The 16,749-nt window shown below is 64.0% G+C and carries 12 protein-coding genes; 4 read left to right on the forward strand and 8 right to left on the reverse strand.

The genetic code is table 11. The features are described 5' to 3' along the window. Positions 1-299: 299 nt before the first annotated feature. The gene (locus tag QP803_RS12895) at positions 300-3,497 is read right to left on the reverse strand and encodes an Rne/Rng family ribonuclease (RefSeq protein ID WP_284943878.1); all 3,198 of its coding nucleotides are present in this window, start codon (positions 3,495-3,497) and stop codon (positions 300-302) included. A gap of 523 nt (positions 3,498-4,020) precedes the next feature. Here QP803_RS12895 and QP803_RS12900 point away from each other — a divergent pair. From QP803_RS12900 to QP803_RS12915, 4 genes are all read left to right on the forward strand, one after another. After that, on the forward strand, positions 4,021-4,896 hold the full coding sequence (locus QP803_RS12900; RefSeq protein ID WP_284943879.1) for an N-acetylmuramoyl-L-alanine amidase family protein: 876 nt from the start codon (positions 4,021-4,023) through the stop codon (positions 4,894-4,896). Positions 4,897-5,050: 154 nt separating this feature from the next. Beyond that, positions 5,051-7,693: a penicillin-binding protein 1A gene (locus QP803_RS12905; protein WP_284943880.1), complete on the forward strand. Its 2,643-nt coding sequence runs from the start codon at positions 5,051-5,053 to the stop codon at positions 7,691-7,693. A gap of 8 nt (positions 7,694-7,701) precedes the next feature. After that, positions 7,702-8,833 (forward strand): peptide chain release factor 2 gene (gene prfB, locus QP803_RS12910; RefSeq protein ID WP_284943881.1). Its coding sequence is split into 2 segments (ribosomal slippage): positions 7,702-7,770 and positions 7,772-8,833, totalling 1,131 coding nucleotides; the frame shifts between segments, so codons are not numbered across the junction. 77 nt (positions 8,834-8,910) lie between these two features. Beyond that, positions 8,911-9,768 carry a bestrophin-like domain gene (locus QP803_RS12915; protein ID WP_284943882.1) on the forward strand — a complete coding sequence of 286 codons (858 nt, stop codon included), beginning with the start codon at positions 8,911-8,913 and terminating at the stop codon, positions 9,766-9,768. Between the two features lie 166 nt (positions 9,769-9,934). Here QP803_RS12915 and QP803_RS12920 read toward each other — a convergent pair whose 3' ends face one another. The 7 genes from QP803_RS12920 to metZ all read right to left on the reverse strand — a co-directional run bounded on the left by QP803_RS12920 (position 9,935) and on the right by metZ (position 16,725). Further along, entirely contained in the window at positions 9,935-10,258 is a 324-nt protein-coding gene (locus tag QP803_RS12920; RefSeq protein WP_284943883.1) for a hypothetical protein, read from the reverse strand. A 67-nt stretch (positions 10,259-10,325) separates the two neighbouring features. Next, complete coding sequence (locus tag QP803_RS12925; protein WP_284943884.1) at positions 10,326-11,933, reverse strand: DHA2 family efflux MFS transporter permease subunit; 1,608 nt, start codon at positions 11,931-11,933, stop codon at positions 10,326-10,328. Then, a complete protein-coding gene (locus tag QP803_RS12930; protein WP_284943885.1) occupies positions 11,930-13,201 on the reverse strand; it encodes an HlyD family secretion protein in 1,272 nt (423 codons plus the stop codon). The genes QP803_RS12925 and QP803_RS12930 overlap by 4 nt, the downstream gene beginning before the upstream one ends. A gap of 183 nt (positions 13,202-13,384) precedes the next feature. Then, entirely contained in the window at positions 13,385-14,347 is a 963-nt protein-coding gene (locus tag QP803_RS12935) for a LysR substrate-binding domain-containing protein (protein ID WP_284943886.1), read from the reverse strand. Positions 14,348-14,493: 146 nt separating this feature from the next. Then, complete coding sequence (locus QP803_RS12940; protein WP_284943887.1) at positions 14,494-14,967, reverse strand: REP-associated tyrosine transposase; 474 nt, start codon at positions 14,965-14,967, stop codon at positions 14,494-14,496. A 61-nt stretch (positions 14,968-15,028) separates the two neighbouring features. Continuing rightward, positions 15,029-15,511, reverse strand: coding sequence for a GNAT family N-acetyltransferase (locus QP803_RS12945; protein WP_284943888.1), 483 nt, complete (start codon positions 15,509-15,511; stop codon positions 15,029-15,031). 8 nt (positions 15,512-15,519) lie between these two features. Then, the gene (gene metZ / locus QP803_RS12950; protein WP_284943889.1) at positions 15,520-16,725 is read right to left on the reverse strand and encodes an O-succinylhomoserine sulfhydrylase; all 1,206 of its coding nucleotides are present in this window, start codon (positions 16,723-16,725) and stop codon (positions 15,520-15,522) included. Between the last annotated feature and the right edge of the window lie 24 nt (positions 16,726-16,749).

Below are 16,749 nucleotides of genomic sequence, written 5' to 3' on the forward strand. Positions count from 1 at the left end.
CGCCAGTCACACGGCAGAACGAGGATCAACCTCATCCGTGACTGGATAATGAATTTTCTGATCCGAGGCGTCCAACAAATTTAGTGGCCTCGTTTCGGTATTTTGTATGATTTAAGCGCGACGTTGCTCGAAATATAATCAAGCAAGAACATTTGCCCAGAAACTAAGCAGGCCACCGCGAGGTGGCCTGCTTTTGTGTTTGAGGCGTCGGACGGCGTGGCGGATAACGCTCCGCTCATCCGCCCTACAAACCCACGCGAGTGGTAGGGCGGATGAGCGCAGCGTTATCCGCCGTTAGGTCAGCGCTTCCACCACCCGGACCGCTTGGCCGGGGCGGGCGTGCCCTCACCGATAATCACCGGCTTGATCACGGGCGCTGTCACGACCGGCTCAGGCTCGGGGGTCGGCTCGACCAAGGCTTCCGCCACAGGCTCGGCGACAACCTTCGCAGCGCGCGTGCTGACACGGCGTTTGCGCGGCGCGGGTGCCACAACCTCGGCAACCGATTCAGCGACCACTTCAACCTCCGCGACGGGCACCGGCTCGGCTTCAACCACCGCGACCTTGGCCTTACGAGGACGCGCGACCCGACCACGTGTCGCTTTCACGGGAGCAACCTCAACCGGGGTCGCTTCCGTCTCGTCCGAAACGGCGACTTCCACAGGCTCCGCGATCACGGCCTCGGACAGAACTGCCTCGGCGATGGCGGCTTCGGCCGCGACCTCTTCCTGCACGTCGGCCAAAGCGACCGCCTCATCCACCGTCTCACGCTCCACGGCAACCTGGATCGGTGCCTTGGTCACGAAGGGCGCGGGAGAAGTATCGACTTCATCGAAACTCGCGAACAAGGCGTCGATCTGACCGCCATAGGGATTCGCTGGCGTCGGGCCGCGATAGCTCAACTCGGGCTGCACGGGCTCGACCGGCGTGGCGTCAGTCTCGAAGCGATTGCTGCGGCCGCGGCCGCCACGACGGCCACGACGGCTGCGGGCAGGACCTTCGCCATCGGCGAAGACCGCCGGCATCTCGGGGCTTGGCCCGATCGGCGGCGTGATGTCCGGGCTCGGATCGCCGGGTTCACCGGGAATCTCGGGCTCGGGCGATCCGGGTGGCGGCATTTCGGGGCCGCCGGGCTCACCGGGAAGGTCGGGGCCAGGAACGGGCACCGGCGGAACGGCCGGCTCCTGCGGCGCGGGCACCGGATCGGCGGCCTCGAAGCCATCATCGTCACCGGCTTCGAACTCGCCGTTCTCGGTCTCGGCCCCGTTCTGAGCGGAAACCTCGCCATTCTCCTCGCGACGTCCACCCCGACGACGACGACGGCGGCGGCGGCGGCCACCGGCGCTGTCCTCACGGGCACCCGTCTCGGGCGTCGTCTCGGAAACGCCGGCGGTTGGGCCCGTGGTTTCCACCGGGGCCGCGACCGTCACGACGGGCTCCTCGTCATCCTCATCGTCGTCGATGAAGGGCGCCTCGACTTTGGGCGCATAATCCATGGCGATCGGCGCACCGGTGATGGCGGGCGCCTCACCGGGCACATAGGCGCGGATCTTCTCCAGGCGAATCGCCGGCGGCACCAGCTTGTCGTCGGGCAGCAAAATCACCTGCATGCCGTGGGTGCGCTCAATCGTGGAAAGGCGGTCGCGCTTGTGATTGAGGATATACATTGCGACCGCACCGGACAGATGAACGGCGATTTCGGCCGAGCGGCGGCGCGCGCCCTCATCCTCGATCGCGCGCAGAATATGGATCGCCGAGCTTTCGACGCTGCGCACGGTGCCGATGCCCAGGCAATGCGGGCAGGTGACGAAGGAGGTTTCGTTGAGCGACGGCCGCAGACGCTGCCGGCTCATTTCCATCAAGCCGAAATGGCTGATGGAACCGACCTGGATGCGGGCGCGGTCGTTCTTCAGCGCATCCTTCAGGCGGCGCTCGACCATGCCGATATGCTTGCGGCTCTCCATGTCGATGAAGTCGATGACCACCAGACCGGCGAGATCCCGCAGGCGCAGCTGGCGTGCCGTTTCTTCCGCCGCTTCGAGATTGGTGCGAACCGCCGTTTCCTCAATGTTCCGCTCTCGGGTGGAGCGGCCGGAGTTCACGTCGATGGCGACCAGCGCCTCGGTCTGGTTGATGACCAGATAGCCGCCGGATTTGAGCTGAACGGTCGGGCTCAGCATGGCGTCGAGCTGCAACTCGACCTGGTTCTTGGCGAACAGCGACATATCGCTGCCACGCCAGAGCTGCACCTTGGAGGCGTGCTGCGGCGTCAGCATGCGCATGAAGTCGCGCGCGGCCTTCCAGCCTTCCTCGCCGTCGACCAGCACTTCCTCGATATCGCGGGTATAGCCGTCACGGATGGCGCGCTTGATGAGGCTCGCCTCCTCATAAATCAGCGACGGCGCGACCGACTTCAGTGTCATTTCGCGAATATCGTCCCACAGACGGAGCAGATATTCACAGTCGCGGCGAATTTCCGGCTTGGGCCGATTGGCGCCGGCCGTGCGCACGATCAGGCCCATGCCGCGCGGCATGTCGACTTCCTTGATGACTTCGCGCAGGCGCTTGCGGTCGGCGACCGAGGTGATCTTGCGCGACACACCGCCGCCCCGGGGGGAATTGGGCATCAGCACGCAATAGCGGCCGGCGAGGGACAGATAGGTCGTCAGTGCCGCACCCTTGGTGCCGCGCTCTTCCTTGACCACCTGGATCAGCATGATCTGGCGGCGATGGATCACTTCCTGGATTTTGTAGTTGCGCATGAAGCGCGGCGCCGGGCGGCGATCGTTGTTGTCTTCGTTGGCATCGGCGCCGCCTACGGTCTCAGGCGCCTCAACCTCGGCGACGTCATCGCCTTCGGGCGGAGCTTCACGGGAGATGACGATCTCGCGCGCCATTTCCATCGGCTGGGCGCGGGTGCGGGCGCCGTCCCCAGGCTCATCGGTTTCGGCTTCATCACTGTCGGCGACGGCGTCATCTTCGGCGCTGGTGACTACAGCGGCCTCGAAGGCCGGCTCCATGGCGTCGAATTCCGAGATGATCGGCGCCGTGTCGCCAGGCTCAGACGCGCCTAATTCAGACTGGTCAGGCTCAGACTGGCCAGACTCAGAGTGCGACACGAATTCCGGCGTGGGAGCGGCGGGCTGGCCGGTCGTGGCGCGTTCCTGCGCCGCATCCTCGGCCGCCTCGGCGTCTTCCTCGGCCTGGGCTTCCTCAGCTTCGATATCGAGGAGCCGCTGCCGGTCGGCGACGGGAATCTGGTAATAGTCGGGATGGATCTCGCTAAAGGCCAGGAAGCCATGGCGGTTGCCGCCGTATTCCACAAAGGCCGCCTGAAGGCTGGGTTCGACCCGGATTACCTTGGCGAGGTAGATATTGCCCTTGATCTGCTTCTTGGTCGAGGTTTCGACATCGAAATCTTCGAGACGGGTACCATCAAGAACAACGACGCGGGTTTCCTCCGCGTGCGTCGCATCGATCAGCATTCGCTTGGTCATGTAAAGGTAGACTCCGGCGCGCTCCCGTCAGGAGCACGGCCGCCAGTCGGCGGCGGATTGAAATTAACGAAAGCGACGGGTCGCCGGACGACAAAAGGGAAGACCGAGCGCTCGCCCAAGGGGAGGATGCGGTCATCGTCATCGAACAGGTCCCTGTCACGGGGTGGAGTGGCACGCCCAGAGGGGCGGTGCATAGGGTAGAAACGGTCGTGCCCAGCACCCGTCCCCTTCCCGCCCCGCCGGCGCTCATATGCCGAACTGGTTGTTCACTGGGGTGGCCGGGTAAACCCGACACGACGAATGCGGTCAGGCAGGGCAACAAGGGCCGATCTAACCCGGCTCATCCTGACACCATGCTTAAAGATAGGATGGCGCAAAGCCGTAGGACATGCAAGCACGCAGCACAGACGCTGACCGTCAATCCTCAAGTTTTCGTTGTATATCAAATGGAAAGGTGGTTAAGTGAAGGTGATATGGTAACGGTAGAGCCTGAATCAGACGGTTAGGATCGGACGTTCCTGCCATGACGGATGCCCGCTCTGAATTCCCCCGGCCCCGCGTGACGGAGCGAAGGTTGCTCCTCGGCACGGGTGTGAGCGCGACGGTGCTGCTTCCCGCGTGGTTGCACCCCGCCATCGCCTGGGCCGCCAGCCACAAGCATAAGCATCACCCCGCCGCCGAAGCGAAAGCCAGCCGCACCCCGCCGCCGGTGGTGATGCTTGACCCAGGCCATGGCGGTAAAGACCCCGGCGCCATCGGTGTCGCAGGCACCTATGAAAAGCATGTCGCCCTCGCCGCCGCCCATGACCTCAAGACCAGACTCGAGGCCGGCGGGCGCTACCGCGTGGTGATGACGCGGTCCGGCGATCGGTTCATTCCGCTGGAGGACCGCGTCGGCCTCGCCCAACAGCATGGCGCCGACCTTTTCGTGTCGATGCATGCCGATTCGGTGCCCGATCACTCGGTGCGCGGCGCCAGCGTCTATACGCTGTCGACGAATGCCTCCGACAAGCAGACGGCGGGTCTGGCGATCCGCGAAAACAGTGCCGATCGCTTCGCCGGTCATGGCTTCACCGGCGTGTCGCCTGACGTGGCGCGCATCCTGGCCAGCCTCGTCGGGCAGGAAACCCGCCTCGGTTCCGCCAACCTCCAGCTCGATATGGTGCGCAGTCTGGCGGACGATATCGAGGTCCTGCCAAGCCCCTCCCGCCACGCGGCCTTCGTGGTCCTGAAATCGGCAGAAATCCCCAGTGTTCTGGTCGAGATGGGGTTCATGTCCAATTTCAAGGACGAGACCGCCCTGCGCCAGCAGGCGCATCGCGGCAAAATCACCCTCGCGATGTCGAACGCCGTGGATGCCTGGTTCCTCGCACGGCAGTCAGGACGGATGGCCGGCTAGCCTCTGTGTACTGAAGGAACTAAATTTCGCCGGTATTGAATGCTCTGGGTACTAGGTCATTTGATGACCTGACTTATCGAGCACCCAACTTTGAACGAACTTTGTTGATGAAGAACACGATCTGATGCCAGGGCCCTTGAGAGCCGGCGATCCCATGGCGCCGCGCACTGTCACGGGTGGGGGCAATGGCGGCCGTGGCAACGGCAGTGGTGGCAAGCCGCCGCGAGAGCCCGGCCGTGACGATCGTGCCCCCCGTCGGGATCCGCGCGCCCGCGCCCAGAAGAAGCGGCGCGGCGGCGCCGGCTTGATCGCGGCCCGCACCGTGACCGGCTTGTTCGCCCTCGCGGCCCTGCTGGTCGTGGGCGGTGGCGTCGGCGGCTATGCGGCGTTCCGCTATTACACGGCCGATCTGCCAAGCATCGATGGCCTGCGCAACTATCAGCCGCCGGTGATGAGCCGCGTCTATGCCAGCGATATGCAACTGGTCTCCGAACTCGCGACCGAGCGCCGCATCTACACCCCCTTCGCCGATATTCCGCCCCTCCTCGCCCAGGCCTTCATCTCGGCCGAGGATCAGAATTACTGGCATCATCCGGGCATCGACCCGGCGGCGATCTTGCGCGCCGGCGTGACGGACATCATGCATTTGGGCAGCGGCCACCGGCCGATCGGTGCCTCCACCATCACTCAGCAGGTCGCCAAAAACATCCTGCTCGGCAACCAAATCAACTTCGCCCGCAAGGTGCAGGAGGCGGTTCTGGCGGTGCGTATCGATCGCGCCATGACCAAGCAGCGGGTGCTGGAAATCTACCTCAACGAAATCTACCTCGGTGAGCAATCCTACGGCGTCACCGCCGCAGCCGCCGCCTATTTCGCCAAGCCCCTCGAGCAATTGACCGTCGCCGAAGACGCGATGCTGGCCTCTCTGCCCAAGGCGCCGAACAACTATGACCCGTACAAGGCGCCACAGGCCGCTATGACCCGCCGTAATTGGGTGATCGACCGCATGGCGAATGATGGTGCCATCACCCAGGCGCAGGCGGCGGCCGCCAAGGCCGAGCCGCTGCTGGCCCATGCCAGCGGCCGGCCCGCAACAGTGCCCGGCGCCGGCTATTTCGCGGATGCCATCCGTCAGCAACTGGTGGCGCTGTTTGGGGATAAGCGCACCACCGATGGCGGGCTCGTGGTTCATACCAGCCTCGACCCCGCACTGCAGGCGGCGGCGGAGAACTCGCTGCGGCGCGGCCTGATGGAATACGACCGCAGCCATGACGGCTGGCGCGGCCCGGTAAGCCACATCACCGTCACACCCGGCACCGACGATTGGCAGCCACAACTCGGCAAAGTCACGCCGCCCGGCGGGATGCTGGACAATTGGCGCCTCGCCGTTGTGCTCAGCACCAGTCCGCTCAAGGCGCAGCTCGGCTGGCTTACGCCGAACCTGCGCCATACGCCCCTCGGCGCGGCGAATATTGGCACGCTCAGCCTCTCAACCGTCCGCTGGGCGCGCCATGCGGGCAATGACGGCGCCAATCTCGGCCCCGCGCCGCGTCGGATGGCAGATGTCGTTACCCCCGGCGATGTCGTCATGATCGAACCGACGGACGGGTCGGCGACCGAAGTCAGCCTGCGGCAAATCCCACAGGTTCAGGGATCGCTGGTCACCATGGATCCACTGACCGGCCGCGTGCTGGCGATGGTCGGCGGCTGGAGCTATGGCCTCAGTCAGTTCAACCGCGTGACCCAGGCGCAACGCCAACCCGGCTCGGGCTTCAAGCCGCTCGTGTACCTCACCGCCATGGAGCAGAATATCCCGCCTGACGCCTCGGTTCTCGACGCGCCTTTTGTGGTGAACATGGCCGGCGGTGGCCAGTATCGACCGGGCAATTACGAGGATGATTTCCTCGGCCCGATCCCGATCCATCAGGCGCTGGAACAGTCCATCAACCTCGCTACCTTGCATCTCGCGGCGCGCGTCGGGCTGCCCGCCGTCGCCAAGACGGCACAGGATTTCGGCGTGGTCGATAAGATGCCGCTGATCTATCCGGCGGTGCTCGGCGCCATGGAAACGACCATGATGAAGCTCGCCACCGCTTATGCGGGCTTCAGCCAGATGGGCCGCCAAGTGACGCCGAGTCTGATCGACCGTGTCGAGGACAATCAGGGCAATGTCATCTACCGCGCGCCGGCCATCACCTGCGCCAATTGCGATCAGCCGAGCCCCGACCACGCCCCGGCTTTGACCTATAGCGGCGCGCAGATCGCCGATCCGCAAAGCACCTATCAGCTGGTCACGATGATGAAGGGCGTGATGCTGCGCGGCACCGGCCGCGTCGCGGATACCGGTCTCGCCGCTTGGCAGCCCGCCGGCAAGACCGGCACGACCGAGGACTTCCAGGACGCCTGGTTCACCGGTTTCACGCCGACCCGCCTGACCTCCGTCTGGGTCGGTTTCGACAATCCGCAAAGCCTGGGTGACAACGAACAGGGTGCGACGGTCGCTGGCCCGATCTGGAACCGGGTCATGACCTTCGCCTTGAAGGACGAACCGCAGATCCCCTTCACGATGCCCAGCGGCATTACGCTGCGCGATACCGGAGGAATTTCAGAAGCCTTCAAGACCAATCCCGGCCCCATGGCCGGCGGCGTAGCGGCCGAGGCTGGCGTGTCCGACACCAATGCCGGGGATGTCACGGGGGGCGACGGCAATGCCTCGGTGCCTGCCGCACCCGGAACCGGGAGCACTGCCTCCAACACCGGCGGCGCCATGGACAATGCCGTGGGCGGATTGTATTAGCGCCCGCCATGTCAGCTGAATCAGACTCCCTCGCCGAACAGATCAAGCAGTCCGTCGCACTGCTAAGGAGGCATCTTTGACTGGGATGTCGCTGTTTCCCGCCTCGAAGAGCTGAACGCTAGCGCTGAAAACCCCGCCCTTTGGAATGATGCCAGAGCGGCGCAGGTGATGATGCGCGAGCGGACCCATCTGCAAACCAATATCGACGCCGTCCGCCTGATCGAGACGGAGCTGGACGATACCGTCGACATGATCGAGATGGCCGAGGCTGAGGCCGACGCCGCCATGGTCGCCGAGTCCCTCAAGACGCTCACCCGCCTTGGCAACGAGGTGAAGCTGCGCGAGATCGAGAGCCTGCTTTCGGGCGAGGCGGATAGCTACGACGCCTATCTCGAAATCAACGCCGGCGCCGGCGGTACCGAGGCGCAGGACTGGGCCGAGATGCTGCAACGCATGTACATGCGTTGGGCGGAGAAGCACGGCTACAAAATCCAGATCCTCGAAACCTCCGAGGGCGAGCAGGCCGGCATCAAGTCCGCCACACTTCAGGTCACGGGTCCGAGCGCCTATGGCTGGCTGAAGACAGAGGCCGGCGTGCATCGGCTGGTGCGCATCAGCCCCTTCGATTCGGCGGCGCGGCGGCAGACCAGTTTTGCCAGCGTCTATGTCTATCCGGTTGTGGACGACACCATCGAGATCGACATCAATCCCGCCGACCTGAAGGTCGATACCTTCCGAGCCTCCGGCGCCGGCGGCCAGCACGTCAATAAAACGGAAAGCGCGATCCGCATCACGCATGTGCCCAGCGGCATCATCGTGGCCTGCCAGACCGATCGCAGCCAGCATCGCAACCGGGCGACGGCGATGGCCATGCTGAAAGCGCGACTCTATGAGCGGGAGTTGCAGAAGCAGGAAGATGCGGCGGCAGCGGCGGCCTCCAACAAGACCGATATCGGCTGGGGCCATCAGATTCGCAGTTATGTGCTGGCGCCGTATCAGCTTGTGAAGGACCTTCGCACGAACGTCGAGAAGGGCAATCCGGCGGCGGTGTTGGACGGCGACCTGGATGAATTCATGGCGGCGGCGCTCGCCGCCCGGGTTGGCGCGACCCGCAGCGAAGCGAGTGCGGCGGCGCGATAAGTCGTTTCGAAAATTTGCTGATTCGTGGTTGGCGGAGTACGGTGCGCCTCAAATGAGCCAATCCAGGACGGTGGGACATGCTGACATCGCCCTGGATCGCCGTCGTCGCGTTGGTCTTGTTCGTGGGTGCCAGCATCCTCGGCGTATTCGTGCGCCGACGACTGCCCGAGCGCCACACCAACCGCGAAACCATCGAGCTTCTGCAAGTCACGGTCACCATGCTGGTGACCTTCGCGGCGATCGTGCTGGGCCTGCTGATCACCTCAGCCAAGGCGAGCTTCGACGACGCCGGCAACCAGTTCCGCAGTTACTCGATCGCGCTGGTGCAGCTTGATCAGTCCTTGCGTGATTACGGCCCCGACGCCGACCCTGCACGGTCCGTGTTGCGGGCCTATACCGCCGCCGCCATTGCCTCCACCTGGACGAATGAGGCGCCGCCGCCGGGTAGCTATTATCCCCGCTCATTGCCGAACAATGCCGCTGACCTGAACGAGGAAAGCGCGTTTCTCGGCCGCATGTTGAGCCAGGTGGGTCGTGACGTGCGTGCTTTACCGACGGCCACGCCGCAGCAAAAGCGCGACGCGCTCGATTGCCAGCAGCAGATGGACCATGTGGTCACCCAGCGCTGGGATCTGATTTCGGCCTTGCAGGCGCAGTTGTCGGCGCCCTTCGTGGTCGTGCTGGTCTTCTGGTTGATGGTGATCTTTTTGTGTTTCGGGCTAAGCGCGCCGTTCAACATCTTGGGCGCCGCGGTGATCACCCTCAGCGCCATCTCGCTCGCCTCCGCGCTGTTCGTGGTGATCGACCTGAACACGCTGTTCGACAATGGATTCTTCACCATATCGAGCCATCCGGAGCGTGATGCCCTGGCGCATATGCTGGTGCCAGACGCGCCGTACACACTGCCGACGACGGCCGGCACGGCGGGGAATTAGGCGTGCTTTAGAGGCGGAAGTCGTCTCCATCCATCCATCGTCATCCCCGGGCTTGACCCGGGGACCTACCCGTTGTGGCGCCCACACGCCGTCATGGCGCCGTAACGGGTAGGTGCGCGGATCAAGTCCGCGCATGACGGTACTGAAGTGACGGCGTTGCGGGTTCCTACCTGATCGGCTCTTCCGGTTCTGCATCCGGCACGCCATGCGGCATCAACCGCTTGTCGACTTCCAGGCGAAGCTCCTCGATCGCCGTGCCGGACGCGGGGTCGATCGCCTCGATCGCCGTCAGGATGGTCTGAAGGGCATCGCGCAGGCCATGCAGGAAGCCATGGCCAATAACCTCGCCCGGTGTCTCATCGAAGGCCGTGACGCGGTGGTCATCCAGCGCCGCCTCCACCTTGTCGGCTTCGGTCGTGTGCCCCTGCGCCCGAAGGCGCGCAATCAGCGCCTGGGCGCGCAGGGTCGGCGTATCGTGCTCGTTCGTCATAGGCTTACCCCGTTGGCGTTTCAGGCGATGTGCTCGCCACAGGGAGGCGGGTCAAGCCACCCGCTGCTCAATGGCCGCCGCCGCCCTTGCCTCCGGACTTGGAGGGCGAAAACAGGAAGGTGAACGGAATGACGCAGAAGGCCGCAATCGCGCAGTAGATGAACACGTCGCGGTAGGCGAGCACGGCGGCCTGCGCTTGCAGATCGCGGAAGATGGTGCCGGGCAGCATTTGCGTGATCTGGTCGGCTCCATAGCCGAGGCCCCTCATGGCGGCTCTCAGCGTTTGCTGAAGCTGCACATAGGGTTGGTACAGCGGCGTCATATACTGCTGCAAATAACTCTGATGGACCTGCTCGCGATTGGTGATCATCGCCGTTGCCGAGGAAATGCCGATCGCCCCCGCAACGTTGCGCAGCATGACGTAGAGGGAGCTGCCGTCCCCGTTCAGGGCGCGCGGCAAGGTCGAATAGGTGATGGTGCTCGCCGGCACGAACAGGAAGGCGAGGCCCGCCACCTGGAAGATACGGGTGCGGACAAGCGTGCCGAAATCCACCGTCGGCACGACGATCAGGCTGGAATAGAGGTAGGACGAGCCGATCAGGAAGAAGCCGAAGGCGATCAGGTAGCGCGTCTGAATGCGCGGCATCAGCACCCGCTGCACGAAGGGGATCAGCAGAACGATCGCCACCGCGCCCGGCGACAGGATCAGGCCCGCGAGGGTCGCGGTATACCCAAGGCTCTGTTGGGCGAGTTGCGGCACGAGGACGGCGCCCGAATACAGCGTCGCGCCGATGCCGACGATCATCAGCGAGCCCACCGCGAAATTGCGGTCCTTGAAGACCCGCAGATTGACGATTGGCTTGTCGGTGGTCATCAGCCAGACGATCGCGCCGCTGATGCCGACCGCCGCCAGCACGGCCATCATGACGATGAAGGAGGAGCCGAACCAATCCTCGTCCTCACCGCGATCCATCATGACCTGCAGGCAGCCAAGCCCAAGCGCGATCAGGCCGAGGCCAATCCAATCGGTATCCGCGAACCGCGCCTTCTGCCGCTTCACCCAGGGCGGATCCTCCACCAGGGCCAGCACCGAGAAGAAGGCGACCGCGCCCACCGGAATGTTGATCCAGAAGATCCAGCGCCAGGAATAGGTATCCGTCAGCCAGCCGCCGAGCGTGGGCCCGATGGCGGGCGCGAAAATCACCGCGATGGCGACCACCCCGAATGCGGCGCCGCGCTTTTTCGGCTCGAAAGTATCCAGGATGATCGATTGCTGGTTGGGTTGCAGGCCGCCGCCGAAGAAGCCCTGCATGCAGCGATAGATGACCAATTGCCCGAGGGAGGTCGCGGTGCCGCAGAGGAACGAGCAGACCACGAACATGGCGATGCAGATCAGAAAGTAGCGCTTGCGGCCGATGACCCGGCCGATGAAGCCCGAAATGGGCAGAACGATGCCATTGGCGACGAGGTAGGAGGTCAACGTCCAGGTTGCGTCATCGTAACTCGCCGACACCGATCCCGCGATATGGGGTAGCGAGACGTTGACGATGGTGGTGTCGAGAATCTCCATGAAAGCGGCGATCGTCACGACCACCGCGATCAGCCAGGGATTGCCTTTCGGCTTCCAGGCGGCGTCGGACGCATCATTGGCGCCTGCGGCGGCGGTGCCGCTCACGGCTGCGTCTGCTCGCTCGGCTGCGCGTGCTGGATGTAGTCCTTGACCTTCACAGTTGGGTTGACGGACAGGCCGAGCGGCAGCGGAAGATTGGGATCGAGACCGCTGTCGATATCGATCTTCACCGGCACGCGTTGCACGATCTTGACGAAGTTGCCGGTCGCATTCTCGGCCGGAAAGGCGCTGAAGCGGCTGCCGGACCCCATTTGCACGCTATCGACATGGCCGCGCAGCTTAAGCCCCGGATAAGCATCGACCGTGATGTCAACCACCTGGTCGGGCCGCATGCGGTCGAGCTGGTTTTCCTTGAAATTGGCGGTGACCCAAACATCGGGCGCCACCAAGTTCATGATCGTCTGACCGGTCGTCAGGTAGTCACCGGATTCGACATTGCGCCGCGTGACCCAGCCATCCTGCGGGGCGCGCACCGTGGTGTAGGACACATTGAGCTTGGCCTGATCGTACTGGCCCTGCGCCTGCTGGACCTGGCCTCGCAGCTGATCCACCTGGGCCTTCGCCTGATCGATGTTCTGCTGCACGACGCTCGCGCTATCGACCTGCGCCTGGGCGACCTTCACCTGGCCTTCGGCCTGTCGCAGGCTCGCCGTCGATTGATCGACCTGCTGCTGCGTGGTCGCCGCGCGAGACACGGCATGTTGGCGGCGGAAGTCGCTTTGCGCATTCGTCAAATTGCCCTGCGCCTGCTCCAGCGAGCCCTGAGCCGACAGGAGCTGCGCGGGATAGGTGGTCGATGCCTTGTCGAGGGCGAGTTGCGCATTCGCAAGTTGCGCCTTGGCCTGTGCCAATTGGCCGGCGGCCCTGGTGAGCGCCGTCTGATAGTCGCGCGGATCGAGCTGGATGATCACATCGCCCTTCTTGATGCGCTGGTTGTCGTTCACCAAAAGCGCCGTGACCCGACCCGCGATGCGCGGCGCGATGCTGATGGCACGACCATCCGTGAAGGCGTCGTCGGTATCGATCAAGTTGCGGGTGGAGAACCAATAGAGAAAGGCGCCGATCGCCGCGACGACCAGAATGACGAGGAAGATCAGCCGGATGACGATCTTGCGACGCCGTGCTTTGCGCTCGTCGCGGCGTTTCTGCTCAGGAGAGCGTTGATCCCCATCGGTCTTGGACTCGGTGTTCTGATTGGGCTGCTTCTGGTTCGCCGAGCTGCCCGTCTTGTCGGCAGTCTTGTCAGGCTGGCCGCCCTGATCGGTTCCCTTATCGCCATCTTGGCGCGGGGTCTCGGGCTGGTCATCGGCCATGAAGGGTTCCTGTTCAGACAGACACAGATGGACAGAGGGTGCGCATGGCCGCCCACCGCGGGGTCGGCCATGCCGCTTGGTCCTCTGACCGATCGGTCAGCGGTAACCCATTTGGTGAGCCGCGTCGAGCCGAGGCGGCTAAAACCCTGACGGGAGGCCGATCACGCCTTCGTAGAGATGCTGTCAGGCAGCGTCCTCAATCGGCAAGTCCATCGCAGGGGTGGTGCCCTTGGGCGCCTGATCGCGCAAAAAGGCGCCGAGGCGGAGGAAGGCTTCGGCGCGCGGATCTCTTGCGCGCCAGGCCAGCCCGATGGTGCGACCCGCCGTCTCCCCGCCCGTAAAAACCTCGACAGGGCGGATCGCGGCGAGACCATCGAGGTCATGCCGATCGCGCACGGAGAGCAGAGGCAGGAGCGAAAACCCTTCGCCGGCGCCGATCATGTGGCGCAGCATTTCCAGGCTGCTGGCAGAGCGCCGATCGCGCGGCGCCCGCGCGCCGCACAGCGAAAGGGCTTGGTCACGCAGGCAATGGCCTTCCTCCAGCAGAAGGAAATCCTCGTCCTGGAGATCCTCGGCTGACATTGCCCCGAGATCCGCAACGCGATGGCCTTCCGGCGCGACAATCTGGAACGGCTCGAAGAACAGCGGCATGGTCGCCAAGGCCGTGGTCGCGGCAGGCAGAGCGATCAGAATGATGTCGAGCGTGCCGAGCTGCACCCGCTCGGTGATGCGCGCGGTCATCCCCTCCTCCAACCGCAAGGCAAGTTGAGGAAAGGCGCCGCGCAGGGATTGCAGCAGTGAGGGCAGGTAATAGGGCCCCAGCGTGGGAATGACGCCAAGGCGAAGCGGCCCCGCCAAGGGATCGATCCGCATACGCGCCGAATCGAGCAAGCTGCGCGCCTCGCGCACAACCTCCCGCGCCTGACGGATGACGACCTCGCCTTCGGGCGTCACTTCGACACTGCGTCGCGAACGCTCGAACAGAGAGACCCGCAGCAGCGCTTCCAGCTTACGGACCTGCTCGCTGAGTGCCGGCTGGCTGACGCCGCAGCGTTCCGCCGCCCGACCAAAATGGCGCAGATCCGCCACGGCCACCGCATATTCCAAATCCCGCAGCGATAGACCCGCCAGACCCGCTCCACTCATTCCGCCACCTCGATCATAGGGCTACCCTATCACGAAGGTATATAGACTCAACTTTGCCGATGGAAACTGAGCGCGCCATGCGGGAGATACCGACGCCTGGATTGCAGACTTGTCGTAGGGTGGAAAAGCGCAGCGCATTCCACCACTTACTGTCCCGCCAACCACTGTCGAAACGATGAAAAAGGCCAGTCTTCCGCCCGTTCGACGAGGCCGTGTTTCACGGGATTAAAATGCGTGTAGTGGATATGCGCAGCGTAGTCGCTTTCGCTCCTGATCGTTCGCTCCCAATATCGACGCTGCCAGATGCCGCGCTCGCCTCGCCGGCGCATGATTGCCGATCGGGGTTCGGCAACAGACGCTGATTTCGAGAACGACGTCTTGATCGCGCGCCATCGGTCGGGAAAGTCGACATCACCCTCCGGCAGCGTCCAGACACAGTGCATGTGGTCCGGCAACACGACCCAGGCGTCAATATGAAACGGCGTCCTGGCACGAACCTCTCGGACTGCGGCCCTTAGCGCACCAATCCGCTCGACCAACAGCGCCGAGCGTCGATCAAAAAGATTGACGGTAAAGAAGAAAGTGCCACCTGGGACGCGGTTCCAGATATAGTTCGACATCGAAACTAAATAACCCAAGATGGTGGAATGCGCTGCGCTTTTCCACCCTACAAATCATTGCTTACAAACGCCGGAACATCACCAGACCATCGACGTAGCCCAGCGTCGGGTGGGCAAAAGCCTCCGGCAGACGCCCGACCGTGTCGAAGCCGAGGCTGGTCCATAACCCCACGGCGCGCGCGTTGCTGCTAACGACGAAGTTGAACTGCATCGCGCGAAAGCCCCGCGCCTTCGCGCGCTCCATCGTATGCAGACACATTGCCCGCGCGACGCCCCGCCCCGTGGCCTCGGGAGCCGTCGCGAAACCGCAATTCGCGACATGACTGCCACCACCGAGCTTATTGGCCTGGAGGTAGCAGGTGCCAATCACCCTGCCAGCCTCATCCGCCACGAAGACCTCGTGTCCCGGCTCATACCAATAGGCGAGCCCGTCGGAGCGGGTCCAATCGCGGGGCAGGAGATAGGTCTCCCCCGCCGCGATGATGGGACCGATGATGCGCCAGATCGCCTCGGCATCATCATCGGTCGCCAGCCGGATGAGCATCGCCGCGCTTATTCCGCCGCCGCGCGCAGCCCGATCGCGTCCAGCGCCTGGCCCAGATCCTCGATCAGGTCAGCGGGATCCTCCAGCCCAACCGAGAGGCGCACGGCACCATCGGTGATGCCGAGGCGTGCCCGCTCCTCCGCGCCGACCCGCATATGCGTCGTCGTCGCCGGATGGGTGATGAGGGACTTCGAATCGCCCAGGTTGTTGGAAATGGCGACCAGACTGAGCGCATTGAGGAAGCGGAAGGCCGCCGCTTTGCTGCCGAGATCGAAGGTCACCAACGTGCCTCCCGCCGACATCTGCTGCATCGCTAGTGCCCGCTGCGGATGGCTCTCCAAGGTCGGATACCAGGCGCGCACAACCTCCGGTCGGCTTTCCAGGAAGCGCGCGACCTGCTCCGCCGCGCGGCAGGAGGCATCGACGCGCAGCGCCAATGTCTCCAACCCCTTCAGCAGCAGCCAGGCGTTGAACGGCGAAATTGCCGGGCCGGTGTTGCGGGTGAAGGGCTGCAACACCTCCTCGATCCATTTCTTCGAGCCGAGCACAGCACCGCCGAGAACCCGTCCCTGGCCGTCGATATGCTTGGTGCAGGAATAGACGACGACATCGGCGCCGAGTTTCAGCGGATGCTGCAACAGCGGCGTCGCGAAGACATTGTCCACGACCACGATGGCGCCGGCGGCATGGGCGAGATCCGCCACCATCTGAAGATCGACGATGTCGAGCATTGGGTTGGACGGGCTTTCCAGCAGCACGAGCTGCGTCGGCGTCGCCAGCGCTGTCTTCCACGCCTCCCGATCGCCGCCATCGACGAAGACCGTCTCGATGCCGTAGCGCGGCAGCAAGGTGGACACGATCCAATGGCAGGAGCCGAACAGGGCCCGCGCCGCGACCACACGGTCGCCGGCTTTCAGATGCGACAGCATGGTGGAGGACACCGCCGCCATGCCGGTGGCGGTGGCGCGACAGGCTTCCGCCCCTTCCAGCATCGCCAAACGGCTTTCGAGCATCTGCACGGTGGGGTTGCCGAAACGCGAATACTGAAAATGCTCGACCTCCCCCAGGAAGGTCGCTTCGGCCTGCTCCGCGCTGTCATAGACAAAGCCCGAGGACAGAAACAGCGCTTCGCTCGTTTCGCCGAAATTGCTGCGCATGGTACCGCCATGAACGAGCAGAGTCGCGGGGCGGAATGTCTTGGAGGGTGTGGGCATGGCAAAGGGCCTCTCATCGAGAAA

Source organism: Acidisoma sp. PAMC 29798, assembly GCF_030252425.1.
GTDB lineage: Bacteria > Pseudomonadota > Alphaproteobacteria > Acetobacterales > Acetobacteraceae > Acidisoma > Acidisoma cladoniae.